22 protein-coding genes are annotated in these 23,576 nt (G+C 41.5%); 16 read left to right on the forward strand and 6 right to left on the reverse strand.

Annotated elements, in window-relative coordinates:
- Positions 1-553: 553 nt before the first annotated feature.
- Complete coding sequence (locus tag WDB87_RS02010) at positions 554-2,026, forward strand: NAD(P)H-hydrate dehydratase (protein WP_337848866.1); 1,473 nt, start codon at positions 554-556, stop codon at positions 2,024-2,026.
- A 4-nt stretch (positions 2,027-2,030) separates the two neighbouring features.
- Here the strand turns inward: WDB87_RS02010 and WDB87_RS02015 are convergent, their stop codons facing one another.
- From WDB87_RS02015 to WDB87_RS02035, 5 genes are all read right to left on the reverse strand, one after another.
- Positions 2,031-2,423: a VOC family protein gene (locus WDB87_RS02015; protein ID WP_286245464.1), complete on the reverse strand. Its 393-nt coding sequence runs from the start codon at positions 2,421-2,423 to the stop codon at positions 2,031-2,033.
- A 223-nt stretch (positions 2,424-2,646) separates the two neighbouring features.
- The gene (locus WDB87_RS02020) at positions 2,647-2,913 is read right to left on the reverse strand and encodes a hypothetical protein (protein ID WP_337848867.1); all 267 of its coding nucleotides are present in this window, start codon (positions 2,911-2,913) and stop codon (positions 2,647-2,649) included.
- Positions 2,914-3,050: 137 nt separating this feature from the next.
- The gene (groL, locus tag WDB87_RS02025; RefSeq protein WP_286245463.1) at positions 3,051-4,700 is read right to left on the reverse strand and encodes a chaperonin GroEL; all 1,650 of its coding nucleotides are present in this window, start codon (positions 4,698-4,700) and stop codon (positions 3,051-3,053) included.
- A 48-nt stretch (positions 4,701-4,748) separates the two neighbouring features.
- Positions 4,749-5,036: a co-chaperone GroES gene (locus WDB87_RS02030; protein WP_004587676.1), complete on the reverse strand. Its 288-nt coding sequence runs from the start codon at positions 5,034-5,036 to the stop codon at positions 4,749-4,751.
- A 109-nt stretch (positions 5,037-5,145) separates the two neighbouring features.
- The gene (locus WDB87_RS02035) at positions 5,146-5,622 is read right to left on the reverse strand and encodes an FxsA family protein (protein WP_286245462.1); all 477 of its coding nucleotides are present in this window, start codon (positions 5,620-5,622) and stop codon (positions 5,146-5,148) included.
- Positions 5,623-5,810: 188 nt separating this feature from the next.
- Here WDB87_RS02035 and cutA point away from each other — a divergent pair, with 188 nt between their 5' ends.
- The 15 genes from cutA (at position 5,811) to WDB87_RS02110 (ending at position 21,403) form a co-directional block, all read left to right on the forward strand.
- Positions 5,811-6,131, forward strand: coding sequence for a divalent-cation tolerance protein CutA (gene cutA / locus WDB87_RS02040; RefSeq protein WP_286245461.1), 321 nt, complete (start codon positions 5,811-5,813; stop codon positions 6,129-6,131).
- Complete coding sequence (locus tag WDB87_RS02045; RefSeq protein WP_337848868.1) at positions 6,131-7,945, forward strand: protein-disulfide reductase DsbD; 1,815 nt, start codon at positions 6,131-6,133, stop codon at positions 7,943-7,945. The genes cutA and WDB87_RS02045 overlap by 1 nt, the downstream gene beginning before the upstream one ends.
- Positions 7,946-8,173: 228 nt before the next feature.
- Positions 8,174-8,626 (forward strand): type II 3-dehydroquinate dehydratase, encoded by a 453-nt coding sequence (gene aroQ / locus WDB87_RS02050; RefSeq protein WP_286245459.1) that lies wholly within the window; start codon positions 8,174-8,176, stop codon positions 8,624-8,626.
- 32 nt (positions 8,627-8,658) lie between these two features.
- Positions 8,659-9,120: an acetyl-CoA carboxylase biotin carboxyl carrier protein gene (gene accB, locus WDB87_RS02055; RefSeq protein WP_337848869.1), complete on the forward strand. Its 462-nt coding sequence runs from the start codon at positions 8,659-8,661 to the stop codon at positions 9,118-9,120.
- A gap of 25 nt (positions 9,121-9,145) precedes the next feature.
- Positions 9,146-10,486, forward strand: a complete 1,341-nt coding sequence (gene accC / locus WDB87_RS02060; protein WP_024031477.1) for an acetyl-CoA carboxylase biotin carboxylase subunit — start codon at positions 9,146-9,148, stop codon at positions 10,484-10,486.
- Positions 10,487-10,610: 124 nt separating this feature from the next.
- On the forward strand, positions 10,611-11,087 hold the full coding sequence (gene tsaE, locus WDB87_RS02065) for a tRNA (adenosine(37)-N6)-threonylcarbamoyltransferase complex ATPase subunit type 1 TsaE (protein ID WP_337848909.1): 477 nt from the start codon (positions 10,611-10,613) through the stop codon (positions 11,085-11,087).
- A gap of 66 nt (positions 11,088-11,153) precedes the next feature.
- Positions 11,154-12,497 (forward strand): N-acetylmuramoyl-L-alanine amidase, encoded by a 1,344-nt coding sequence (locus tag WDB87_RS02070; RefSeq protein WP_337848870.1) that lies wholly within the window; start codon positions 11,154-11,156, stop codon positions 12,495-12,497.
- Positions 12,498-12,531: 34 nt separating this feature from the next.
- Positions 12,532-14,388 (forward strand): DNA mismatch repair endonuclease MutL, encoded by a 1,857-nt coding sequence (mutL, locus tag WDB87_RS02075; RefSeq protein WP_337848871.1) that lies wholly within the window; start codon positions 12,532-12,534, stop codon positions 14,386-14,388.
- A gap of 10 nt (positions 14,389-14,398) precedes the next feature.
- Positions 14,399-15,316: a tRNA (adenosine(37)-N6)-dimethylallyltransferase MiaA gene (miaA, locus tag WDB87_RS02080; RefSeq protein WP_337848872.1), complete on the forward strand. Its 918-nt coding sequence runs from the start codon at positions 14,399-14,401 to the stop codon at positions 15,314-15,316.
- A gap of 82 nt (positions 15,317-15,398) precedes the next feature.
- Positions 15,399-15,662 (forward strand): RNA chaperone Hfq, encoded by a 264-nt coding sequence (gene hfq / locus WDB87_RS02085; RefSeq protein ID WP_004587665.1) that lies wholly within the window; start codon positions 15,399-15,401, stop codon positions 15,660-15,662.
- 15 nt (positions 15,663-15,677) lie between these two features.
- The gene (gene hflX / locus WDB87_RS02090; RefSeq protein ID WP_138612174.1) at positions 15,678-16,967 is read left to right on the forward strand and encodes a ribosome rescue GTPase HflX; all 1,290 of its coding nucleotides are present in this window, start codon (positions 15,678-15,680) and stop codon (positions 16,965-16,967) included.
- 100 nt (positions 16,968-17,067) lie between these two features.
- Positions 17,068-18,240, forward strand: coding sequence for an FtsH protease activity modulator HflK (gene hflK, locus WDB87_RS02095; RefSeq protein WP_286245454.1), 1,173 nt, complete (start codon positions 17,068-17,070; stop codon positions 18,238-18,240).
- Between the two features lie 5 nt (positions 18,241-18,245).
- A complete protein-coding gene (gene hflC / locus WDB87_RS02100; protein ID WP_337848873.1) occupies positions 18,246-19,124 on the forward strand; it encodes a protease modulator HflC in 879 nt (292 codons plus the stop codon).
- Between the two features lie 216 nt (positions 19,125-19,340).
- Positions 19,341-20,654 carry an adenylosuccinate synthase gene (locus WDB87_RS02105; RefSeq protein WP_004587661.1) on the forward strand — a complete coding sequence of 438 codons (1,314 nt, stop codon included), beginning with the start codon at positions 19,341-19,343 and terminating at the stop codon, positions 20,652-20,654.
- A 110-nt stretch (positions 20,655-20,764) separates the two neighbouring features.
- On the forward strand, positions 20,765-21,403 hold the full coding sequence (locus tag WDB87_RS02110) for a tetratricopeptide repeat protein (protein ID WP_337848874.1): 639 nt from the start codon (positions 20,765-20,767) through the stop codon (positions 21,401-21,403).
- 82 nt (positions 21,404-21,485) lie between these two features.
- Here WDB87_RS02110 and WDB87_RS02115 read toward each other — a convergent pair whose 3' ends face one another.
- Positions 21,486-23,336: a cation:proton antiporter gene (locus WDB87_RS02115; RefSeq protein WP_337848875.1), complete on the reverse strand. Its 1,851-nt coding sequence runs from the start codon at positions 23,334-23,336 to the stop codon at positions 21,486-21,488.
- Positions 23,337-23,576 lie beyond the last annotated feature (240 nt).

The following is a 23,576-nucleotide window of genomic DNA, read 5'->3' on the forward strand; positions in this document are numbered from 1 at the left end:
TGGAAATAGCTTAATCATTTTACTGAGTTACTGGCAGGTGTATTTTGCTAGACGCTTACAAAATATTAGCTATTAGCCATCAGTTATCAGCTGCGCAGCGTCAAGCTGTACTTCGTAGCGTGGGTTGAGTATCACGAAACCCACGGGTAAAAGAACGCGACGACCACCTCAGTGCCCAGTGAATCCCATTAAAAAACAAACATTAAGGGTACTTTGCTATGTGGCTCGCTACCTCTGTGGGCACCACGACATTCTACTGCGTAACGCACTGGATCCAAATACGAGAAAGCCGCTTCAGAAATGAAGCGGCTTTTTTGCGTCTTAAGGAAAGTAAAAATATTAGCTATCAGCTGCACAGCGTCAATCTGTACTTCGTAGCGTGGGTTGAGTATCACGAAACCCACGGATAAGGCTCGCCACAGAACTTACACTCTTTGTAGTAAAGTCTTCAATTTTAATAGCTGTTTCGCAAGCTAAATCAGCTATTGAAAAGTGCTCTTTTATCCCAAGCTATAGTTATAGAGCATCTACACACTTATTATGGCGAGTTTCTATGTTAAATGAACAAAGGCTTATTTATACAAAAGAGCAGGTTCGCTCCTATGAGAAAGAGGCGGCTAAGCAATGTGGAATAGGTTTATTTACTTTAATGCAGCGAGCGGGAGAGTCCGTATACAAGCACTGGCAGTCTTTTAACGCTAAGCTTACTTTAATTATTGCAGGTAATGGCAATAATGCGGGTGATGCTTACATCGCCGCGCGTTTAATTAAGGACTCTGGTGCAGAGGTAAAAGTTTGTGCTATAGACCCTGCTAAAACACTCAGTGGTGACGCGGCTAAAGCGAAACAGCTATGGCTTGATAATGGTGGCATAGTTAACGAGTTTGATAAGAGTGATTTAAATTGCTGCGACTGTGTGATTGATGGGTTACTAGGAACTGGGCTAAACTCACCTGTTCGCGAAAATTATTGTGAGATTATTACCGCAATCAACCAAAGCGAAAAGCCTGTTTTAAGTATCGATGTTCCCTCAGGGATTGATGCAAATACAGGTGAAGTATTAGGCGCAGCTATTCAGGCAACAAAAACGCTTACTTTTATTGCGATTAAACAAGGCCTTTCTACAGGGACAGGTAAACAGCATGCCGGTGAATTGATTCTCGATGAATTAGCAATTGAAGATACTTTTAGTCAACTCGCTTCACCTTGTGCTCACTTGATAAATATAGACAGCTTTAAACGCCTTGGCTCTCGGGCTTTAAATAGCCATAAGGGCAACCATGGCAAGTTATTATGTATAGGAGGTAACCAAGGTACTGCGGGAGCAATCAGGCTCAGTAGTGAGGCTGCGCTACGAGCAGGCGCGGGGATGGTGAAGGTTTATACGCACCAAAGCTCTATTATGCCAATAAGCATAGGTAGGGCAGAATTAATGGTCATGAGTGAAAACCTTGAGCAAGCTTTAGAGTGGGCAAGTTGTGTTGTACTTGGCCCTGGACTTGGACAGGATGAATGGGCTAAAAAAACGTTTTGCACAGTTATGCACTATTGCCAAGAGCGCAATACGCCGCTTGTACTTGATGCTGATGCACTTAATTTATTGGCTGAAAATGCCAGTGCTTATACATTGGACCAATGTGTGCTTACTCCGCATCCTGGTGAAGCGGCTCGGCTCATTAGCAAAAATACCTCTGAAATAGAGTCAAATAGGTTTGATAGCGTACGATTATGCGCAAAACGGTATAATGTTACTTGCATACTAAAAGGCGCTGGCTCTTTAATTGATAACGGTAAAAGCACTTGGGTGTGTGAAAATGGCAACGCAGCTCTTGCCGTGGGAGGGAGTGGCGACGTACTTACAGGTATTATTGGTGCATTGCTTGCTCAAGGGCTTAGTATCGATGAAGCTGCGCGATACGGAGTAACTCTTCATGCTAGAGCTGGTGAGGTTGCGGCTGAAGAGCAAGGGCAGCGTGGTATGCTACCCTCGGATTTATTTCAAATAGTCAGGTCGTTAATCAACTAAGTAGTTAGCTCTGTTGAATAAGATCCCATTTGTTGCCATAGAGATCTTCAAATACGGCCACCGTACCATAAGGCTCATTACGAGGCTGCTCATGAAATACTACGCCATTTTCTAGCATGCTTTCGTAGTCACGCCAAAAGTTGTCAGTGTTTAAAAATAGCCATACACGGCCACCTGCTTGGTTGCCAACAGCGCTAAACTGCTCTGGTTCTGTGGCTTGTGCAAGTAATATGTGTGTGCCGTTTGAGTTGGGTGGGGTTATTAACACCCAGCGTTTTCCATCACCTAAATCCGTATCTTCCACTAATTCAAAGCTTAATTTTTTTGTATAAAATGCAATTGCTTCGTCATAGTCTTTTACAACAAGAGCAATACTACCTATATGCTGCTTTGGCATAACTTAAAAACCTAAAGTTGTTTTATGTCGGTGTATTTTCACATATCAATACAGGGTTGAATAGTATAGGTAAATGGTTATTAAAGCTTATTTTAAGAGGAGCTGTACGTTATATATTGGCTTAGCATATAGGGCTAGTAGTAAAAGGATTCACTCTATTTTAAACCTTAGAGAATGCTTAAAGCGTCCTTAAAAAGTGTTTTAATTTAGTAGCTAAACTGGCTTACTCATCTTCATTCGTAGGGTCATCACCTGAGTCTTCTTTGCGTTTACGCTGTTCTTGCTTGGCCTTTTGAACATTTTCATAAGTAGGGGGTGGAATAGGCATAAGTGAAATTAGTGGAAAAAACGCTAAAAATAAATACGCTTCTTTAGACATGCTCTTACCCCATATAACGAGCTTAAGCATAATCCAGGCAATAAATACCACTAACCCTGTTATAAGTGATACCAAAATAAAGAAGGTGATTATTTCATTATTATTAAGCAAATCCTTTTACCTTTAATCCAACAACTCGTGGTATAGATATGAAGGTAAATTGAGCAATAACAATAGGCTTGTATTAAAAAGCAAAAACCCAGCCGAAGCTGGGTTTTTATATAAGCAAGGTGCTTAAAGGAGGATGATCACATCATGCCGCCCATACCACCCATTCCGCCCATGCCACCCATATCAGGGGCACCAGCAGCTTCTTCTTTAGGGATTTCAGCAACCATTGCTTCGGTGGTGATCATTAGACCCGCAATCGAACCTGCAAATTGTAGTGCAGAGCGCGTTACTTTAGTTGGATCTAGGATACCCATTTCAAGCATGTCGTTGTATTCGCCAGTGGCTGCGTTGTAACCATAGTTACCTTCACCACCTTTAACTGCGTTAATAACAACAGATGCTTCATCACCTGCGTTAGTTACGATTTGACGAAGTGGTGCTTCCATCGCACGAAGTGCAACTTTGATACCGTGGTTTTGGTCTTCGTTGTCGCCAAGTAGCTCAACTAGCTTGCTAGCAGCACGTACTAGAGCAACACCACCACCGGGTACTACGCCTTCTTCAACCGCTGCACGAGTTGCATGTAATGCATCTTCAACACGGTCTTTTTTCTCTTTCATTTCAATTTCAGTTGCTGCGCCTACTTTAATTACTGCAACACCGCCGGCAAGTTTAGCCATGCGCTCTTGTAGTTTTTCTTTATCGTAGTCAGACGTTGCTTCTTCAATCTGTGCTTTAATTTGAGCAACACGGCCGTTAATGCCATCTTCTTCACCCGCACCATCAATGATAGTTGTATCATCTTTAGTGATTACTACACGCTTAGCAGTACCTAAGTCTTCAATTGTTGCTTTTTCAAGCTCTAAACCAATTTCTTCAGAGATAACAGTACCGCCAGTTAATACGGCGATATCTTGTAGCATTGCTTTACGACGGTCGCCAAAACCAGGGGCTTTAACAGCTGATACTTTAACAATACCGCGCATGTTGTTAACTACAAGCGTTGCAAGTGCTTCGCCTTCTAGGTCCTCAGCAATGATTAATAGTGGCTTGCTTGCTTTAGCAACGGCTTCTAATGTAGGTAGTAGTTCACGGATGTTAGATACTTTTTTATCTACAAGTAGAATGAACGGGTTGTCTAGCTCAACAGCGCCTTTTTCAGCGTTGTTGATAAAGTAAGGCGATAGGTAACCACGGTCAAACTGCATGCCTTCTACAACATCTAGTTCGTTCTCTAGTGATTGACCTTCTTCTACAGTAATAACACCTGTATTACGGCCTACTTTTTCCATTGCGTTAGCAATGATTTCGCCAATTTCTTTATCAGAGTTAGCTGAAATAGTACCTACTTGTGCAATAGCTTTAGTATCAGCACATGGTACAGATAGCGCTTTAAGCTCTTCTACTGCAGCGATAATTGCTTTATCAATACCGCGCTTAAGATCCATTGGGTTCATGCCCGCAGCAACTGCTTTAAGACCTTCGTTTACAATAGATTGTGCAAGTACAGTTGCGGTAGTAGTACCGTCACCCGCTGCATCATTTGCTTTAGATGCAACTTCTTTCACCATTTGTGCACCCATGTTTTCAAACTTGTCTTCAAGTTCGATTTCTTTTGCTACAGATACACCATCTTTAGTGATCACTGGAGAGCCAAATGATTTATCTAGTACTACGTTACGGCCTTTAGGACCTAAGGTCACTTTTACTGCGTTTGCTAGGATATTTACGCCTGTTAGCATTTTAGCGCGTGCGTCACCTGCAAAAAGTACTTCTTTTGCTGCCATCTTTAATTTCCTCTAAATTCTTAAATGTTTGTTAAACGAAAAGTAGGGTTAGCCTACAATGCCTAAAATGTTGTCTTCACGCATGATCAGGTACTCTTGACCTTCGATCTTTTCAGTTTTTTCAACATATGAGCCAAATAACACAGTGTCACCGGCTTTTACTTCTAAAGCTCTAACGTCACCGTTATCTAGAACGCGACCATTGCCAACAGCAATAACTTCTCCGCGAGTTGATTTTTCAGCTGCAGAGCCAGTTAATACAATACCGCCAGCAGACTTGGTTTCTTCTTCTAGACGCTTAACGATTACGCGATCTTGTAAAGGACGAATGTTCATTTTTTTAGTTCTCCTAACAGTTTCTGAACAGTACAGAAAAAAGCTTTTCTAATTTGCATTCATTAATGGGGGTAGAGTGTAAAATTCCAAGAGAAAAATCGATAAATTTTTAATCTTTTCTCTCATATTCGCCATCAATGGTAGTTGGTTTATTTACATGCTGTTGTTCTTGCTGCGAGTGTGAGTGTTGTGTAAAGGCTGAAGAGCCTTGCTGTGCACCTGTGCTCATGCGAACCGTTGCTTGACTTGCAAGGCCTGCAGCAAGTTTGTTGCGTATTGAGGGGGTTAATAATAGTAGGCCAAATACATCGGTCATAATGCCTGGGGTTAGCAATAAAACCCCTGCAATGATCACGCAAATACCGGTAAATAATTCTTTCGCTGGCATTTGCCCTTGGGCCATTTGGCTTTGTGCATTTTGTAATGCCCCCATTCCTTGTTGTTTAACCATTCTGGCGCCCAAAATAGCCGTAACAATCACTAGGGCTATAGTCGCAAATCCACCAATTACATCACTAACCTGTATTAGTAGCGCAATTTCGATAATAGGAATGATAATAAACAACACAAATAAAAATCTAAACATAGGGCTCTCTAAATAATGGCACTCAAAAGAGTGGATGAAATATAAGTGAGGGTGAAAGGGTCTAATTTCAAGGTTGAGCTTAAAGTGATTAATAATTGCTTAATATCTACAATTATTCATCGCCTACACATTACACTAGCTATCAGATACTATTGCATTAGTTCCCTATAAATTAGTAAAGGTTAATTATGACTACGCAATTTAAATTGATATTTACCACGTGTAAAAATGAGGCTGAAGCACGCACTCTAGCTAAGGCACTTGTAGCGCAAAAATTAGCGGCGTGTGTAAATATTTTACCAAATATGACCTCAATTTATATGTGGGAAGGCAATGTGGCCGAAGAGGTAGAAGCAAAGCTACTGATTAAAACAAAATCAGAAAAAATGAATGATGTGTTTGAAACCATCAAAAGTTTACACAGTTACGAAGTACCCGAAATTCAAGTGGTTGATGTGGCCACTGGTAATTTGGCTTATTTTCATTGGATGGATGAGGTATTAAATTAATGCGGTTTTTCTTTTTATTATTGGTTAGCTTGCTGGCGCTTCCGGTAAAGGCAAACACCAATAATGTGCTAGGTGATTTACTTGCCCCGCCACAGCAAACCTTTTTACCTGTAGACCAAGCGTTTGTATTTGATTTTGATCAGCAAGGTAGCACTTTATTTGTGGGGTGGGATATAGCCCCTGACTATTACCTTTACAAAAAGAAAATAGAAATTATCGCCAAAGGCGCCAACATAAAGGTAGGCGATGCCGGTACTGGCGAAATAATTGAAGACGAGTTTTTTGGCAAAACCGAAGTTTTTTTCAATAGTGTAAGTGTTATAAGCAAGCTCAGTAATGTTACCGAGGGTGCTATTGTTAAGGTGCGCTACCAGGGCTGTGCCAAAGCAGGGCTGTGTTATCCGCCAGAGGTTATTAGTATTCCTTTAAGCGTTATTGCCTCAGAGCAAGCGCAAGGTAATAACTCATCAGCTAATGCTGCTGATACATTAAACGCATTAACTCCCTCTATTGATACAACACGTAGCCAAAGTAATACACCCACTCAAGATTTAAGTTTTACAGAGCGATTAGCAAGTCAAAGTTTAGTAACTAATTTACTCATATTTTTTGTGGTTGGAGTGGGGCTTGCGTTTACACCGTGTGTGTTCCCTATGTTTCCTATTTTATCGAGTTTAATTGCAGGGCAGCAAAACCTTTCAACTAAAAAAGCGTTTGCGTTGTCGTTTGTATATATACAAGGTATGGCACTTACTTATGCTGCATTAGGGTTAGTAGTGGCGGCCTTAGGCGGGCAAGTGCAGGGGTATTTACAACACCCTTATGTACTTATTAGTTTTAGCTTACTGTTTGTATTGCTCGCAATGTCGATGTTTGGCTGGTACGAAATTAAGTTACCGAGCGGTATGATGAGCAAGCTAACGCAAGTTAGTAATAACCAAAAAGGCGGCAATTACTTAGGTGTGTTTTTAATGGGGGTGTTGTCGGGATTAATTGCATCACCTTGTACCACAGCACCGTTATCTGCTGCGCTATTATTTGTGGCGCAAAGTGGTGACTACCTAGTCGGTGGTTTAACCCTGTATGTATTAAGTTTAGGCATGGGCCTCCCCCTTTTATTACTTGGTACGTCTGGTGGTAAATTGCTGCCTAAAGCCGGCGGCTGGATGGAGCAAGTTAAAACATTATTTGGTTTTATTATGCTTGTAGTGCCACTTATTTTATTAGAGCGTATTGTTGATGCCGACATTATTTTGCTTATGGCGAGTGTTTTAGCGCTTGCAACAGCATTGTATTTACACCACTGGCAAAGTGCACAGCCACAAAGCAAACTTAAAACAGGACTTTGGTTGAGCGCTACATTTTTAGTGCTAACTGGTTTTACATTAGCTAAAAACGTAATTTGGCCGCCTCAACAAGTTGAGCTGGTGAGTCAGCAAAGTAATGAGTTTAAGCAGGTTGCTAATTTAACCGAGCTAAAAAAGGCCGTTGCTGAGGCAAATCAGCAAGGCAAACTAGTAATGGTTGATTTATACGCCGATTGGTGTGTGGCATGTAAAGAGTTTGAGCATTACACATTTCCTGACGCCAAAGTACAGAGTGAATTTAGTCACTATCAGTTAATTCAAATCGATTTAACTCAAAGTGATGATACCACCATTGAGCTAATGGAAGAGTTCACTGTGTTTGGTTTACCCAGCATTTTGTTTTTTAACAAACAAGGGCAGGAGCTAAGTTCTGAGCGCGTTACAGGATTTTTAAACGCTGATGATTTTGCCACCCACCTAGCTAGAGTGCGCGCCAGCGCACAATAATAGTGCAATTTAGCCGCTTGGGCTTACCAAGTGGCTAGCCTCCAATTACGTCATATTTATTACACCTCCAGAGATTAGACCAGTATTTTGCTGCTATTTACATCGAACTGACTATAATAGTTGGCTAACGTGAGAATTTGTTGCAATTTTTGTTTTTTATACTTACTTTAGTGTACAAAATTAGCTCGCAACGGCTTAACTCATTACTTAGAGGATATATCGCGTATTATGGCTGCAAAATTTAAACTTTTAGTTATAAATGGTCCAAATTTAAACATGCTAGGAAAGCGTGAGCCAGAAAAGTACGGTTTGCACACTCTTGGTGAAATTATGAGCGAACTAACGACCGCGGCAGAGGGTCTAGATGTTCAGCTTACGCATTTTCAAAGTAATAGTGAGCAAGCCCTTATTGAAAGAATACACGATGCTTGGCAGGCAGTTGATTACATAATTATTAATCCTGCTGCATTTACGCATACTAGCGTCGCTTTACGTGATGCATTGTTAAGCGTTGATATTCCTTTTTTTGAGGTGCACTTAAGTAATGTGCATGCACGTGAAGCATTTCGTCATCATTCATATTTTTCTGATGTGGCGCAAGGTGTGATATGTGGATTAGGTGCAATGGGTTACCACGCAGCTTTAAACGCTGCCGTGAGCCGGTTGCAAAACTCGAATTAATTTAAACTAACAAACTTATAGGCGGGTCGTTCATGGATATTCGCAAGATCAAAAAGCTAATCGAATTAGTAGAAGAATCAGGTATTGCTGAGCTAGAAATCACCGAAGGTGAAGAATCAGTACGTATTAACCGTAACAACATGAGCGCGGGTCCTGCTTACGCTCAGTACGCACCACAGCAATTTGCTGCTCCAGCGCCTGCGGCACCAGCACAAGCAGCACCAGCTGTTGAAGCCGAAGCGGCACCAGCAGCGCCTGCCGGTCATCAAGTTAAATCACCTATGGTTGGTTCATTTTACTCAGCAGCGTCTCCAGAAGCGCCAGCATACGTAGAAGTAGGTTCTCAAGTTAAAGTAGGTGATACATTATGTATCGTTGAAGCAATGAAAATGATGAACCAAATTGAGTCAGATAAAGCGGGTACAGTTACAGCTATTTTAGTTGAAAATGGCGAACCAGTAGAATTTGATCAACCTCTATTCATCATTGAATAATTTAGTAACCTAAAGGCCAACTCTTATGTTAGATAAAGTAGTCATTGCAAACCGAGGTGAAATAGCACTTCGCGTATTGCGCGCCTGCAAAGAGCTTGGGATCAAAACGGTTGCTGTGCATTCAACGGCGGATCGCGATCTTAAGCACGTATTACTTGCAGATGAAACCATTTGTATCGGTAGACCTCCAGCCACCGAAAGTTACTTAGATATTCCGCGTATTATTGCGGCTGCTGAAGTGACAGACGCTGTAGCGATTCACCCAGGATATGGTTTTCTTTCAGAAAATGCAGATTTTGCTGACCAAGTTGAGCAAAGCGGCTTTGTATTTATTGGTCCAAAAGGTGACACTATTCGTCTTATGGGTGATAAAGTATCGGCAATCAATGCAATGCGCAAAGCCGGTGTACCCTGTGTACCTGGCTCTGACGGTCCTGTATCGGATGACAAAGAACGCAACATGCAAATTGCAAAGCGTATTGGTTACCCAGTAATTATTAAAGCCGCTGGTGGCGGTGGTGGCCGTGGTATGCGTGTAGTACGTAGCGAAGCCGAATTAATTGATTCAATCGCACTTACTCAACAAGAAGCAAAACAGTTCTTTGGCAATAGCATGGTTTACATGGAAAAATTCCTTGAAAACCCTCGCCATATTGAAATTCAGGTACTTGCTGATGGACAAGGTAATGCTGTTCATTTGGGCGAGCGTGACTGCTCTATGCAACGTCGTCACCAAAAAGTAGTTGAAGAAGCACCTGCGCCGGGTATAACGGCAGAAGTGCGTAAATTTATTGGTGAGCGCTGTACACGTGCATGTATTGAAATTGGTTACCGTGGTGCAGGTACGTTTGAGTTTTTATACGAAAACGGCGAATTTTACTTCATCGAAATGAACACCCGTATTCAAGTTGAACATCCAGTGACTGAAATGGTAAGCGGTGTTGATTTAATTAAAGAGCAGCTAAAAATTGCTGCTGGGCAACCGCTATCTTTCACGCAAGATGATGTGGTTATCCGCGGCCATGCAATTGAATGTCGTATTAATGCAGAAGATCCTGAAACGTTTATCCCATCGCCGGGTAAAATTACACGTTTCCACCCTGCAGGTGGTTTAGGTATTCGTTGGGATAGTCATATTTATGCTGACTATACAGTACCTCCACATTACGATTCGATGATTGGTAAGCTTATTACTTACGGTGAAAACCGTGATGTGGCTATTGCCCGTGCTCGTAATGCGTTGAACGAATTGGTTATTGATGGCATCAAAACAAACACGCCATTACATAAAAAAATTCTTGCAGACGAAAACTTCCAAAGTGGTGGCACAAATATCCACTACCTTGAGAAAAAACTAGGGCTATAAAGCTCCAGTTAATTAAAACCGGCTTAGGCCGGTTTTTTTATGCCTAAAACGCCAATTTATCGCCTTCAAGAAATATTCTGGTATGATTAGCAAAGATGCGCTTTTAGTAAATTTTGAGGTAACAATGACGCGTAGTTTTGAAGCTCACCTAAATGATGAAATAGCCACAGTAGCAATGGGTAACAAAGTGGCTGCTATTATAGAGCAAGGTGCAGTAATTTATTTACATGGTGATTTAGGTGCAGGTAAAACAACATTTACGCGTGGTGTAGTGCAGGGCTGTGGCCACAAAGGTAAGGTAAAAAGCCCAACCTATACGTTGGTAGAGCCATACGAGCTGGCACGTGCTAATGTATATCATTTTGACCTGTACCGGTTAGGCGATCCTGAAGAGCTTGAGTACATGGGCATAAGAGATTACTTTTCTGAGCAGGCTATTTGTATTGTTGAGTGGCCAGAAAAAGGCGGCGAGTTTATACCCGTTCCCGATTTAGATATTACCTTAAGTTACGTTGGGGATGAGCGTAAAATTGCAGTAAACAGTGCTAGTGAACGTGGAGTAGCAATTGTTGAAAAACTCAATAACCTAAACCTTGGTTAATAAACTAATAGCGGATCAATGTATCCACTTTCATAATAATAAATAGTTAAGGCAATGGTAGTTATAATGAATCGAGGTGTAGTTAAACTTTTTATTTGTTTCATAGTTTTCGCTGTGAGCTTACCGTTGTGGGCACAAAACACCATAAATAGTGTACGGGTATGGCCCTCGCCAGATAGCACTCGGGTGGTATTTGATTTAGATGACAAGCCTGATTTTAGCTATTTTATGCTTAAAAACCCAAGTCGCTTGGTGGTCGATCTTGAAAATACGAAAGGCTTAAAAGTATTACCAAGTATTCCTTCTAAACATAAAATTGTTAGTAAGCTGCGCTACTCAAAGCCTAAAAATAAACAAAGTGTACGTTTTGTATTTGAGCTCACCGCGCCAATTAAGCCGGTTATTTTTGCGCTGGCACCTACAGGCCCTTACAAAAACAGACTGGTTGTGGATTTATATAATAAAAGTGAACCCGCAGTAAGTACAACTCCTGCCCAAAAAGCTGCTAAAAAACGCCAGTTAAACCAAGAGCGAGATATTGTTATTGCAATTGATGCGGGCCACGGCGGAGAAGATCCAGGTTCTATTGGGCCTTCTGGTACGTATGAAAAAACCATTACGCTGCAAATCGCTAAACGTTTAGAGCGCATGATTGACGGTGAACGCGGCATGATTTCGCGCATGGTAAGAAGTGGTGACTATTTTGTTAAACTTAACACTCGTACTAATAGAGCACGAGAAAAAAAAGCTGACTTTTTAGTGTCAATTCATGCTGATGCATTTACCAGCCCAGGACCAAATGGGGCGTCGGTGTGGGTGTTATCCCTTGGTCGCGCTAATTCTGAGATTGGTAAATGGATAGAAGATAAAGAAAAACACTCGGAGCTTTTAGGCGGTGCAGCCGATGTAATTAAAGATGCTGCAAACGAAAAATATCTCGCGCAAGCGCTGCTTGATATGTCGATGGACCACTCAATGAAAACAGGGCTTAGCGTGGCTGAAGAAGTAGTTAAAGAGCTAAAAAAGGTCGCTAAATTACATAAAAAAGATCCACAACATGCAAGCCTTGCCGTATTAAAGTCGCCAGATATACCTTCAATTTTGGTTGAAACAGGCTTTATTTCAAACCCACGTGAAGAGCGCATGTTAAAAAGCGCTAATCATCAAGAGCGCTTAGCTAAAGCGATGTTTACGTCTATAAAAAATTATTACTTAAAAAACCCACCGGATGATTCGTTATTTGCCAAGCTTAAATCGCAGTACCCAACTAAACATAAAGTTCGCCCAGGTGAATCGCTAAGCTTATTAGCAAACCGCTATGGCGTATCGGTAGCCAAGTTAAAGCAAGTTAATCAACTTCGCTCAAACACCTTGTTTATAGGTCAAGAGTTGGACATACCGCAGAGTTGATGTTTTTTAAACCTGTACAAGTATTAGGGGCCCCATGAGTATTGAAATATTACCTGCACGGTTAGCTAACCAAATAGCGGCAGGTGAAGTGGTCGAACGCCCAGCTTCGGTGGTTAAAGAACTGGTAGAAAATAGCTTAGATGCGGGCGCTACGCGCGTGCAAATAGATATAGAACGCGGCGGCCACAAGCTTATTCGTATTCGTGACAATGGCTCCGGTATTGGTAAAAATGAGTTAACTTTAGCGCTTTCGCGCCATGCAACCAGTAAACTTAAATCACTCGATGATTTAGAAAATATTTGCTCGTTAGGTTTTAGAGGTGAAGCACTTGCATCTATTAGTTCGGTATCGCGTTTAACGCTAAGCTCAAAGCCTAAAGCACAAGATGCCGCGTGGCAAGCGTTTGCACAGGGCCGCGATATGGAGGTGCAAATAAAGCCGGTTGCTCACCCAGATGGCACAACCATAGAAGTTAAAGATTTATTTTTTAACACCCCTGCAAGGCGCAAGTTTTTACGCACCGAAAAAACCGAATTTAGCCATATTGATGAGCTTATAAAACGCATTGCACTGAGTCGTTTTGACGTGTCGATTACACTTACACATAACCAAAAGGTGGTTAGACAGTACCGTGCTAAAACCGATCCTAATCAAGCGATTACTCGGGTTGCGCAAGTTGCAGGTAAAGCCTTTGCTGAGCAAGGGTTGCATATTCAATCTGGCGAAAGTGGTTTACAGTTACATGGTTGGGTATTGCCAGTGGGGTCAGCCAATACCACGCAATATACCTATGTAAATAATCGCATGATGCGTGATAAGCTAATTTTACACGCTATTCGCCAGGCGTTTGAAGAAGTAAGTGGCGCACAAGAGCTGCCTGGTTTTGTTATTTATATTGATATTGACCCAAGACAAGTGGATGTAAATGTTCACCCCGCTAAGCACGAGGTGCGTTTTCATCAAGGCCGGTTAGTGCACGACTTTATATTGCAGGCGATTAAGCAAGTCGTTGTGCCGTTACAAGGTGAATTTGCAACTAATCAAGCGCCTACTGACGATTACCAATCCGCAACGTTTATTGAGCAGCCAAGTCACGCGGTTAATAACCAGTCTATGCAGTATGATTACCCTAAATCACAGTTGCAGCCAATAGATTCACAAAACGGTGGTTTTACTAGTCGTGCCCCCTCTAATCGCGCAGGGTCAGGTGGTGGCGCTGCGGGGTATTCTTCACCGTCTCAAAAACATGGTGCAAATCATCACGATGTAAATGCATTTTATCAAGGGGTGAGTGAGCAACAAGCCGCTCATTTTGCCCATAGTGTATCAGCGCAGCCCGTTACTGATGAGAGCGCTGCACACGCATTAAAAAGTGTGCAGATATTAAATGTAAATAAAGGTGTGTGTGTATTTACTCAGCAGCAGCAATTATTTTGCTCACACTATAAATATGCACTTGTTGATTACTGGCATGCACAAATAAAAGAGCTGGGTAATTTAGAGGGTAAAGCCTTGCTACTACCTGTAAGGGTTAACCTTGAAAAAGCTGACTGCGAACTAATAGCTCAGCAGCAATCGTGGTTTACTTTATTAGGCTTTGAGCTAGTTATTGAAAAACAGTTTGTGATGGTCAAAAAGCTGCCCACGTGTTTATATTTACTTGAAGTCTCAGCTGCGGTTGAAAGCTTACTAGGTGCATGTAAAACACAGCTCAACGAGTTACAAACTTGGCTTACATGGCAGCTTAGTTGTGTACCGGAGCGCTTTTATGAAAGTAATGCATTTATTGAATTACAAATTAGCTTACAAAATAATCCGCAAACAATTGAACGTTTAAAAGAAAAAGCAGTTAAAATAGACCTAGAACACTATTTAACGCAATTAAATTAAGGTACCCGTGTTGAGCAATTTACCGGTCATATTTTTAATGGGCCCAACCGCAGCTGGTAAAACGGCGTTGGCAATTTCACTGTGTGAGCACTTAAATACAGAAATAATCAGCGTTGATTCAGCGTTAGTGTATAAAGGTATGGACATAGGTACGGCAAAGCCCGATGCGCAAGAGCTTGCTCGTGCTCCTCATCATTTAATTGATTTACTCGATCCGAGCGAAACCTACTCGGTTGCCGATTTTAGACGTGATGCGATTAAAAAAATTGATGAATTTCATCAACAAGGTAAAGTACCAATATTAGTGGGTGGCACCATGATGTACTTTAAATCTTTAATTGATGGCTTATCGCCACTGCCTGAAGCTTGCCAAGTAGTTAGAGCAGAGCTTGAAGCGCAAGCAAAACAATTTGGCTGGCCACATTTACATCAAGAGCTCGCTAAAGTAGATCCGCAAGCGGCCGACAAAATAAGTGAAAATGATTCACAAAGAATAAATCGAGCTTTGGAAGTTTACCGTATTAGTGGTAAAACAATGACTGAATTGCAAAAGCAAAAGCAGCCAACGTTACCTTATACTTTTCATCAATTTGCGATTGCGCCTGATGATCGCAGTGAATTACATCAGCGAATTGAAAAAAGGTTTAAAATAATGATAGAACAGGGGTTTGAAAAAGAAGTTTCGACCCTATATCTACGTAAGGATTTACACCCCAATATGCCTTCTATTCGTTGTGTAGGTTATAGACAAATGTGGGATTACCTTGCGGGTGAAGTAGGCCATGATGAGATGGTTTTTCGCGGCATTGCTGCAACGCGCCAACTGGCAAAACGTCAGCTAACGTGGTTACGGAGTTGGCCTGATGTTACGTGGTTAACAACAGACGATGAAGAAAACTTGCAACGCGTAGTAAGTTCGCTAAGCTAGTAGTAGTTGAGTATTATTTAGTTTAATTAAATAAGTTCAGCTACTTAAATTATAATAACACCTAGAACGAAGGAACAATAACATGGCAAAAGGCCAATCGTTACAAGACCCATTTTTGAATGCACTACGTCGTGAGCGCATTCCAGTATCAATCTTTTTGGTAAATGGCATAAAATTACAAGGTAAAATTCAGTCATTTGACCAATTTGTTATTTTACTTGAAAACACTGTAAACCAAATGGTGTATAAACACGCAATTTCAACAGTTGTACCTGCTCGTGCAGTCAACTTCCAAGGTGTTCAAGGGAGCGATGACACTGAAGAGCAAGAACCAGGAAATATTTAATTAGGAGCGTAATGCTTGTTTGACCGCTATGAATCCGGCGAACAGGCAGTCTTAGTTCATATCGACTTACCTAAAGATGGCGATCGTGAAGATCTTCATGAATTAGAGTTGTTGGTATCTTCTGCTGGTGTTAGTAGTTTGGCGGTTGTGCAAGGCAGCCGCCAAGCACCACATCCGAAACTATTCGTCGGTACCGGTAAAGCAGAAGAAATAGCTGAGATTGTCAAAATCCACAATGCAGATGTTGTCATCTTTAATCATCAATTAAGTCCGTCTCAAGAACGTAATTTAGAGCGCGTTTGCCAATGTCGTGTACTTGATAGAACAACACTTATTCTTGATATTTTTGCCCAAAGAGCCCGTACCCACGAAGGTAAACTACAAGTAGAGCTTGCTCAGCTTAGGCATATGTCTACTCGGTTAATCCGAGGGTGGACTCACCTTGAGCGCCAAAAAGGGGGGATAGGTTTACGAGGCCCTGGTGAAACACAGCTTGAAACCGATAGACGTTTATTGCGCGCGCGCATTAAAAATATTCGTGCCCGATTAGCCAAAGTGGCTGTACAACGTGAGCAGGGTAGACGTGCGCGTACGCGTAACGAAATTCCTACCGTGTCGCTTGTAGGGTATACCAATGCGGGTAAATCAACCCTGTTTAATCGTATTACAGACTCAGATGTATACGCAGCGGATCAGCTTTTTGCCACGCTTGACCCAACACTACGTAAACTTGATATAGGTGATGTTGGTTCGGTTATTTTGGCCGACACCGTTGGATTTATTCGCCATTTACCGCACGACTTAGTAGCAGCCTTTAAGGCCACACTAACAGAAACGCGTGAAGCCGACCTACAATTACATGTAATTGATGTGGCAGACCCACGCAGGCGCGAAAACATAGAGGAAGTACAGTCGGTTTTAAAAGAGATTGAAGCCGATGAAGTACCGCAATTATTAGTTTATAACAAAATTGATGCACTTGATGATGTAAGCCCACGAATTGATCGGGATGACCAAGGGCAGCCTATAAGAGTATGGTTATCTGCACAAACCGGTGAAGGGTGTGAGCTACTTAGCGAAGCAATAAGTGACCTGCTTGCTAAGAAAATGTTTAGTGATACGTTATTACTTGCTCCTCAATATGGCAGGTTAAGAGCGTCTTTATTTAGCTTAAGTGCAGTCCATGAAGAGCGCTTTGATGAACAGGGTAACTGGTTGTTAGATGTACGTTTACCTATGGTTGAATGGAACCGATTAATTAAAGAATTTGGTCCTGAAATTGAGGGTTTTATCAATCGCGATTAAAAATTGGCATATAAATGTCGGTTTTTGTATGAGAAACGCGGGAGATTTGATAGATTTAACACAATTTCCTAATTTATTTAGATAACAATGGAGTATAGCTATGGCCTGGAATGAACCGGGTAATAATGGCAATGACAAAGATCCGTGGAACAATAAAGGCGGACGTGATCAAGGCCCACCTGATTTAGACGAGGTGTTCCGTAAGTTTAGCAACAAGTTAGGCGGCATATTTGGCGGTAAAAAATCCGGCAATAATAGTGGCGGTGGACTTGGCGGAGCCGGTATTTCATTTATCCTCATTATCGCCGCAATTGTGTGGGCGTTAAGTGGTATTTATACGGTTAAAGAAGCCGAACGTGGGGTGGTATTGCAATTTGGTAAGTATGACCGTATTGCAGAGCCAGGCTTACGCTGGAAAATGACCTTTATTGAAACGGTTATTCCGGTAGATATTGAAGCTGTACGTTCATTATCTGCATCTGGGTTTATGCTAACGGAAGATGAAAACGTAGTAAGCGTTGAGTTTGAAGTGCAATACCGTGTTATTGACCCGTACCTTTACAAGTTTAGTGTAACTAATGCTGATAATAGCTTAGAAGAGGCGCTTGATAGTGCACTACGTTACGTTGTTGGCCATGCAAAAATGGACCAAGTACTGACTAATGGCCGTGAAGTCGTTCGTCAAAATACGTGGGATGAGCTTAATAAAATCATCGAACCGTATAACTTAGGTTTAATTGTGACCGATGTGAACTTTAAAGATTCGCGTCCGCCGACTGAAGTAAAAGATGCATTTGATGACGCTATTGCCGCACAAGAAGATGAAGAGCGTTTCATCCGTGAAGCCGAAGCTTACGCACGTGAAATTGAACCGCGCGCGCGTGGTCAAGTAACTCGTATGACGCAAGAAGCAGAAGGTTATCAAGAACGCATTACACTTGAAGCGCAAGGTGAGGTGGCTCGTTTTGAAAAGCTATTACCTGAATATCAAGCAGCTAAAGAAGTAACGCGCGAACGTTTATACATTGATGCAATGGAAGAAGTGCTAGGTAGTAGCTCTAAAGTGATTGTTGACGTTAAAGGCGGTAATAACATGATGTACTTACCACTTGATAAAATTATGGAAAAGCAAGGCACTGCAACACGTGTAGCTTTACCAAGCTCAAGTGATATTCAAGATTTACGTAACAAAGTAAATACATCACGTAACAGCACTGTGAACAGCGGTAATGACCGTTTTAACAGCGATCGCTTTAACAATAACGGGAGATAAGCATAATGAAAAACTTTAGTTTAATTATATTATTAGTTGCCATTGTTATGTCTTTCTCAGCGGTATTTGTAGTACCTGAAGGGCAAAAAGCAATCGTGTTGCTGTTTAGCAAAGTTGAAAAAGACAGTGAAGACAAAGCGGTTGTATACAGCCCTGGTCTTCATTTAAAAGTACCATTTTTTAGCCAAGTGCGTCGTATTGATGCACGTATTCAAACGCTAGATGGCACGCCAGACCGCTTTGTAACAAGCGAGAAAAAAGACTTAATTGTTGATTCGTTTGTTAAGTGGCGCGTAAACGACTTTAGTGCATTTTACTTACGTGCTCGTGGTGATAAGCAATACGCTGAAACACTACTAAAGCAAAAGGTAAATAATGGTCTTCGTACTAACTTTGGTACGCGTACTATTCGCGAAATTGTATCGGGTGAGCGTAGTGAGTTAATGGAAGAGGCGTTAGTACAAGCTTCTGAAAGTGCGCGCGAGTTAGGTATTGAAGTACTTGACGTGCGTGTTAAGCAAATTAACTTACCACAAGAAGTGAGTAGCTCTATTTACCAACGTATGCGCGCTGAGCGTACTGCTGTTGCAAAAGAGCACCGCTCGGAAGGTCAAGAAAAAGCGGAAACTATTCGTGCTAATGTTGACCGCAGAGTAACAGTAATGCTTGCTGATGCAGAGCGTAATGCGCGCTCAGTACGTGGTCAAGGTGATGCAGAAGCTGCTGCTATTTACGCTAAAGCATACAGTAAAGATCCAGAGTTCTTTGGTTTTGTTCGTTCTTTAGAGGCGTATAAAAAAACCTTTAAAGATAAGCAAGATGTTATGGTGCTTTCACCAGACAGTGACTTCTTTAAATATATGAAAGGTGCCGCAGCGCAATAAGCAATGCCTTAATCATTTAAAAAGTTATAAAGCCCCGCCTATGCGGGGCTTTTTGTTAAGTATAATTTAAAAGTTTAAATTGCTGTTATATATGTGATTATTTAAAAAGTGTGATGGTCTAAAAAATACGCGCAGAAAAAATAAGCTGAACAGGGGTGATCTTTACTTTAGTTTTCTGGTAAAATCTCGTCCTAATTTTCTCGAAGTGAATTTACAATGGGTAAAAACGTTGTTGTATTAGGCACCCAATGGGGTGACGAAGGTAAGGGTAAGGTTGTTGATCTCCTTACAGACAAAGCATCTTTAGTAGTTCGATACCAAGGTGGCCACAATGCGGGTCATACTTTAGTTATTGACGGTGAAAAGACAGTTCTACACCTTATTCCATCGGGTGTATTACGTGACAATGTTAAATGTGTGATTGGTAATGGTGTGGTTTTATCACCAGAAGCGCTAATGAAAGAAATTGGCATGTTAGAAGAGCGTGGCGTACCTGTACGTGAGCGTCTTCTAATTAGTGAAGCATGTCCGTTAATTCTGCCTTTCCATGTTGCATTAGATGTAGCTCGCGAAACTGCTCGCGGCGACAAGCCAATTGGTACAACAGGCCGTGGTATCGGTCCTGCGTACGAAGATAAAGTAGCCCGTCGCGGTTTACGTGTAGGTGACTTATTCAATCCAGAATTATTCGCAGCTAAGCTAAAAGAAGTACTTGAATACCATAACTTCACTTTAGTTAACTACTACAAAGTAGATGCTGTTGATTTCCAAAAAACGTTTGATGATGCAATGGCTGTTGCAGACATCTTAAAAGCAATGGTTGTTGATGTAACTGAGCTTTTAGATCAAACACGTTTAGCGGGCGAACACATTTTATTTGAAGGTGCTCAAGGTACATTACTTGATATCGATCACGGTACTTATCCTTATGTAACATCTTCAAACACCACTGCTGGTGGCGTTGCGACTGGTGCTGGTTTTGGCCCATTAAACCTTGATTACGTGTTAGGTATTATTAAAGCGTACACTACACGTGTTGGTTCTGGTCCTTTCCCTACAGAGCTTTACGATGGCCTTGAAAAACAAGACCCAGTAGGTAAGCATTTAGGCGATAAAGGTCATGAATTTGGCGCAACAACAGGTCGTTTACGCCGTACCGGTTGGTTAGATGCTGTGGCAATGCGCCGTGCAGTACAAATCAACAGCATTTCAGGTTTTTGTTTAACTAAGCTTGACGTTTTAGATGGCTTAGAAACACTTAAAATTTGTACTGGTTACCAGCTTGAAGATGGCACAGTGACTAATGTAACGCCATTAGCTGCTGAAGGTTACGAGAAAGTAACACCAGTATATGAAGAAATGCCAGGTTGGTCTGAAAACACAGTTGGTGTAACTAGCCTTGAAGGCTTACCAAAAGCTGCGATTGACTACATCAAGCGTATTGAAGAAATCACAGGTGTACCTGTTGATATTATTTCTACCGGCCCAGATCGTGTAGAAACTATGGTACTTCGCAACCCGTTTGCTTAATCACCATTAGTTTAAAAAAAGCTGCTTTTGCAGCTTTTTTTATGTCTAAAATTCACCTTGGAACGATCTTTGTATATTATTTGATAAGTTTTATTTTATACGTGGTAAACATGCGCCTATCTACTTGCAATACTTTATTAGCGACTTTGCTCACTCCGTTACTTTTATCTATAAGTAGCAATGTATTAGCTGAAGAAACACCCGCTGCGGTGCCGCTTTATACCGAGCCTGAGCTGATCGCACTAATAAACAAAAATACACATTTACAGCGTGTAAAGGCAGATGATTGCCAGTTAGTACAAGATATAGAGGCAAGGGCCAATAAAATGGCACTGCCATCTTACCAATTTTTATATGGCGATATGCTGGCTTATAATGTGTGTGTTGAGCGAAATGTAGAGTTAGGTGTGTACTACATGCGTAAAGCGGCTGAGCAAGGCCTAGCGGCTGCGTTAGAGCAGCTTGGACGTTATTACGACACTGGCCGCTTAGTACAGCAAGATAAAGCTATGGCCATTACCTATTTACGGGAGGCTTCAGCTCAAGGAAACCTAAAAGCGCAGCTAAGGCTGGTTAAGCTTTTTAATGCAGGCTATGGAAGCCCGCGTGACTTTGAAGATGCGTACCGCTGGTTATTTAATGCCATGGTGGCAGATAAAGCTACCCATAAAAAAATTGAGCGTGCGCTTAACTTACTAGCGAAAAAAATGCCAGATAGTGTTGTGGCCCGCGCCCGATTACCAATCTAAGTTCAAAATAATGTGTATTATTTTATAAAAATAAAAAAGCCCTAAAGTTTACTTAGGGCTTTTTTCCAATATCTAAAAGAGGTTAGTCTTCTTCTTTAGTTTTTGATTTGGCTGGGTCTTTTAACACCGACATTTTTGGTGGTTGAAGTGCAAATACCCGTTCGCCCTCCTGTGGTGGTTTTTCCATATTACTGGTAAATGGACGAAGCTTAACTGGCGTATCTTCGTCGTTGTCTTTGTCGCCTTTTAAAATAAACAACGGGATCGCCTCAGGGTTCATCTCTTGGTATTTTTCCCAATCAAATTCTTCTGAAATACGCGTTGCACTTACTTTGCCCCCCTTAGCAATAATGCTGCTTAAGCGAGCGTAAGAACCATCTTCACCAAACAAAATTTGTCTAGATAGAAATGTTGCACTGTCTTTGTTTGCTTTTGCATGCGAGGTTGATGAGCGCAGTGAAAATACATTTTTTTCATTCAATAAATGAGAAAAATATTGCACACCAAGCGCATTGTGGTGGCGGTTTGGTGAAAGCGCTAATACAGTTCGTATTGTTGTTAGCGGTAAGTAGCGCTCTGCATGCTCTGATTGTGGATTACCATAATAGCAAGCAAGGCCATCCATGCGGGCCATTTTACAGTTTTCCCATGCCGGGTCTGATAGATGAACCGGAATACTTTGCTCCTGTAAACCTTTACCTATTGCGCGCGATACATGGTTTGCTCCAATAATAAGTATGGTATTTGGGGATGGTTGGCGCACGCCTAATAGTTTAGCAACAGGAATAGCAGTTAAGCTTTGCAATACCACTGTGATGATAATAACGGTAAATATTAACGGCACCATTTTTTCTGCATCAGCTACGCCAGCTTCCATCATACTTAGCGCAAACACCGACCCAACAGCGGCTGCAACAATACCTCTAGGGGCTATCCAAGAAAGTACCAATCGAGATTTCATAGGCAGGTCTGTGCCAAAGGTAGATATAGCAATACATAATGGGCGCGCTATAAATAACACCACTGCGAGGAATATAAATACGTCGCTGTCTAACATCATCAAGTCAGAAAGCTGAAGGCGTGCAGCAAGCAATATAAACAATGATGATATTAAAATCATCGATAAGTCTTCTTTAAACTCTAATACAGAATCTATTTCTAAATCGTTTTGATTGGCAAGCCAAATGCCAAAAACGGTAACTGCCAATAGTCCTGACTCGTGGCTTAAATGATTAGAGACCGAAAAACTAATAAGTACCAAGGCAAGTATGCCAAATTTATGTAACTCAAATGGAAGCCACTCGCGTCGCATAAGTTGTGTGGTGATCCACCCAGCTACAACGCCGATAGAAAGGCCAACCCCCACTGTTTTCACAAGTGCAATAATAGTATGACTAAGCACTTCACCTTGGCCTACCAGCATCACCGCCTCAAACACCAGTACTGCAAAAAGAGCACCGATTGGGTCAATTACAATGCCTTCCCATCTTAATATTCGGTCAATGTCTTGGGTTGGACGCATCGAGTTAAGTAAAGGGGCAATTACTGTGGGGCCTGTTACAACAAGCACAGCACCTAACACAGCTGCAACCCGCCAGTTAAGCTCAAGTAGCCAATAGGCACTTAAACTTATAACCACACAGGTGGTGATCATGCCAATAGAACACAGGTTACGCACGACCTTACTTATGCCTTTTAACTCTCTAAAGTGCAAAGTGAGGGAGCCTTCAAACAGAATGACTGCAACACTTAGTGATACAACAGGAAATAATAAATCCCCGAGTAAAGCATCTGGGTCTAATACACCACTAAACGGCCCAAGCAATAAACCGGTAAGCAATAAGAACAAGATAGCGGGAACTTTAAACGCCCATGCTACCCATTGGGCAAGTACCGAACAAAGTGCGATACCGGCTATATAAATTGCTGACATAAATTAAGAATTCCTTATTTATCACAATGTAAAAAGTATAACTTTTGTTAAATATTAATACAGGGGTATACACGTGAAATGTTCAATTTGCTAATAAAATATTAGCGCTTAATACAAAAGTTGTAGGTTAAACATATTGATTTATTTATATAAATTGAGTTTAAAAAGAAAAATAAAATTAACTAATTGATTTGTATAGCTTAATTGTCATCTTGAAAGGGAGGGTTAAACATTAGCGTG

The organism is Pseudoalteromonas sp. C12FD-1 (genome assembly GCF_037414265.1).
Taxonomy (GTDB): Bacteria; Pseudomonadota; Gammaproteobacteria; order Enterobacterales; family Alteromonadaceae; genus Pseudoalteromonas.

Excerpts from the sequence above, each read along its gene's own strand:
- WDB87_RS02030 (WP_004587676.1), bottom strand. The coding sequence starts at position 5,036 with ATGAACATTCGTCCTTTACAAGATCGCGTAATCGTTAAGCGTCTAGAA.
- aroQ (WP_286245459.1), top strand. The coding sequence starts at position 8,174 with ATGGCTGCAAAATTTAAACTTTTAGTTATAAATGGTCCAAATTTAAAC.
- WDB87_RS02105 (WP_004587661.1), top strand. The coding sequence starts at position 19,341 with ATGGGTAAAAACGTTGTTGTATTAGGCACCCAATGGGGTGACGAAGGT.
- tsaE (WP_337848909.1), top strand. The coding sequence starts at position 10,611 with ATGACGCGTAGTTTTGAAGCTCACCTAAATGATGAAATAGCCACAGTA.
- WDB87_RS02115 (WP_337848875.1), bottom strand. The coding sequence starts at position 23,336 with ATGTCAGCAATTTATATAGCCGGTATCGCACTTTGTTCGGTACTTGCC.
- WDB87_RS02010 (WP_337848866.1), top strand. The coding sequence starts at position 554 with ATGTTAAATGAACAAAGGCTTATTTATACAAAAGAGCAGGTTCGCTCC.
- WDB87_RS02110 (WP_337848874.1), top strand. The coding sequence starts at position 20,765 with ATGCGCCTATCTACTTGCAATACTTTATTAGCGACTTTGCTCACTCCG.
- WDB87_RS02045 (WP_337848868.1), top strand. The coding sequence starts at position 6,131 with ATGCGGTTTTTCTTTTTATTATTGGTTAGCTTGCTGGCGCTTCCGGTA.
- hfq (WP_004587665.1), top strand. The coding sequence starts at position 15,399 with ATGGCAAAAGGCCAATCGTTACAAGACCCATTTTTGAATGCACTACGT.
- accC (WP_024031477.1), top strand. The coding sequence starts at position 9,146 with ATGTTAGATAAAGTAGTCATTGCAAACCGAGGTGAAATAGCACTTCGC.
- WDB87_RS02070 (WP_337848870.1), top strand. The coding sequence starts at position 11,154 with ATGAATCGAGGTGTAGTTAAACTTTTTATTTGTTTCATAGTTTTCGCT.
- WDB87_RS02015 (WP_286245464.1), bottom strand. The coding sequence starts at position 2,423 with ATGCCAAAGCAGCATATAGGTAGTATTGCTCTTGTTGTAAAAGACTAT.
- cutA (WP_286245461.1), top strand. The coding sequence starts at position 5,811 with ATGACTACGCAATTTAAATTGATATTTACCACGTGTAAAAATGAGGCT.
- WDB87_RS02035 (WP_286245462.1), bottom strand. The coding sequence starts at position 5,622 with ATGTTTAGATTTTTATTTGTGTTGTTTATTATCATTCCTATTATCGAA.
- accB (WP_337848869.1), top strand. The coding sequence starts at position 8,659 with ATGGATATTCGCAAGATCAAAAAGCTAATCGAATTAGTAGAAGAATCA.
- mutL (WP_337848871.1), top strand. The coding sequence starts at position 12,532 with ATGAGTATTGAAATATTACCTGCACGGTTAGCTAACCAAATAGCGGCA.
- groL (WP_286245463.1), bottom strand. The coding sequence starts at position 4,700 with ATGGCAGCAAAAGAAGTACTTTTTGCAGGTGACGCACGCGCTAAAATG.
- hflC (WP_337848873.1), top strand. The coding sequence starts at position 18,246 with ATGAAAAACTTTAGTTTAATTATATTATTAGTTGCCATTGTTATGTCT.
- hflK (WP_286245454.1), top strand. The coding sequence starts at position 17,068 with ATGGCCTGGAATGAACCGGGTAATAATGGCAATGACAAAGATCCGTGG.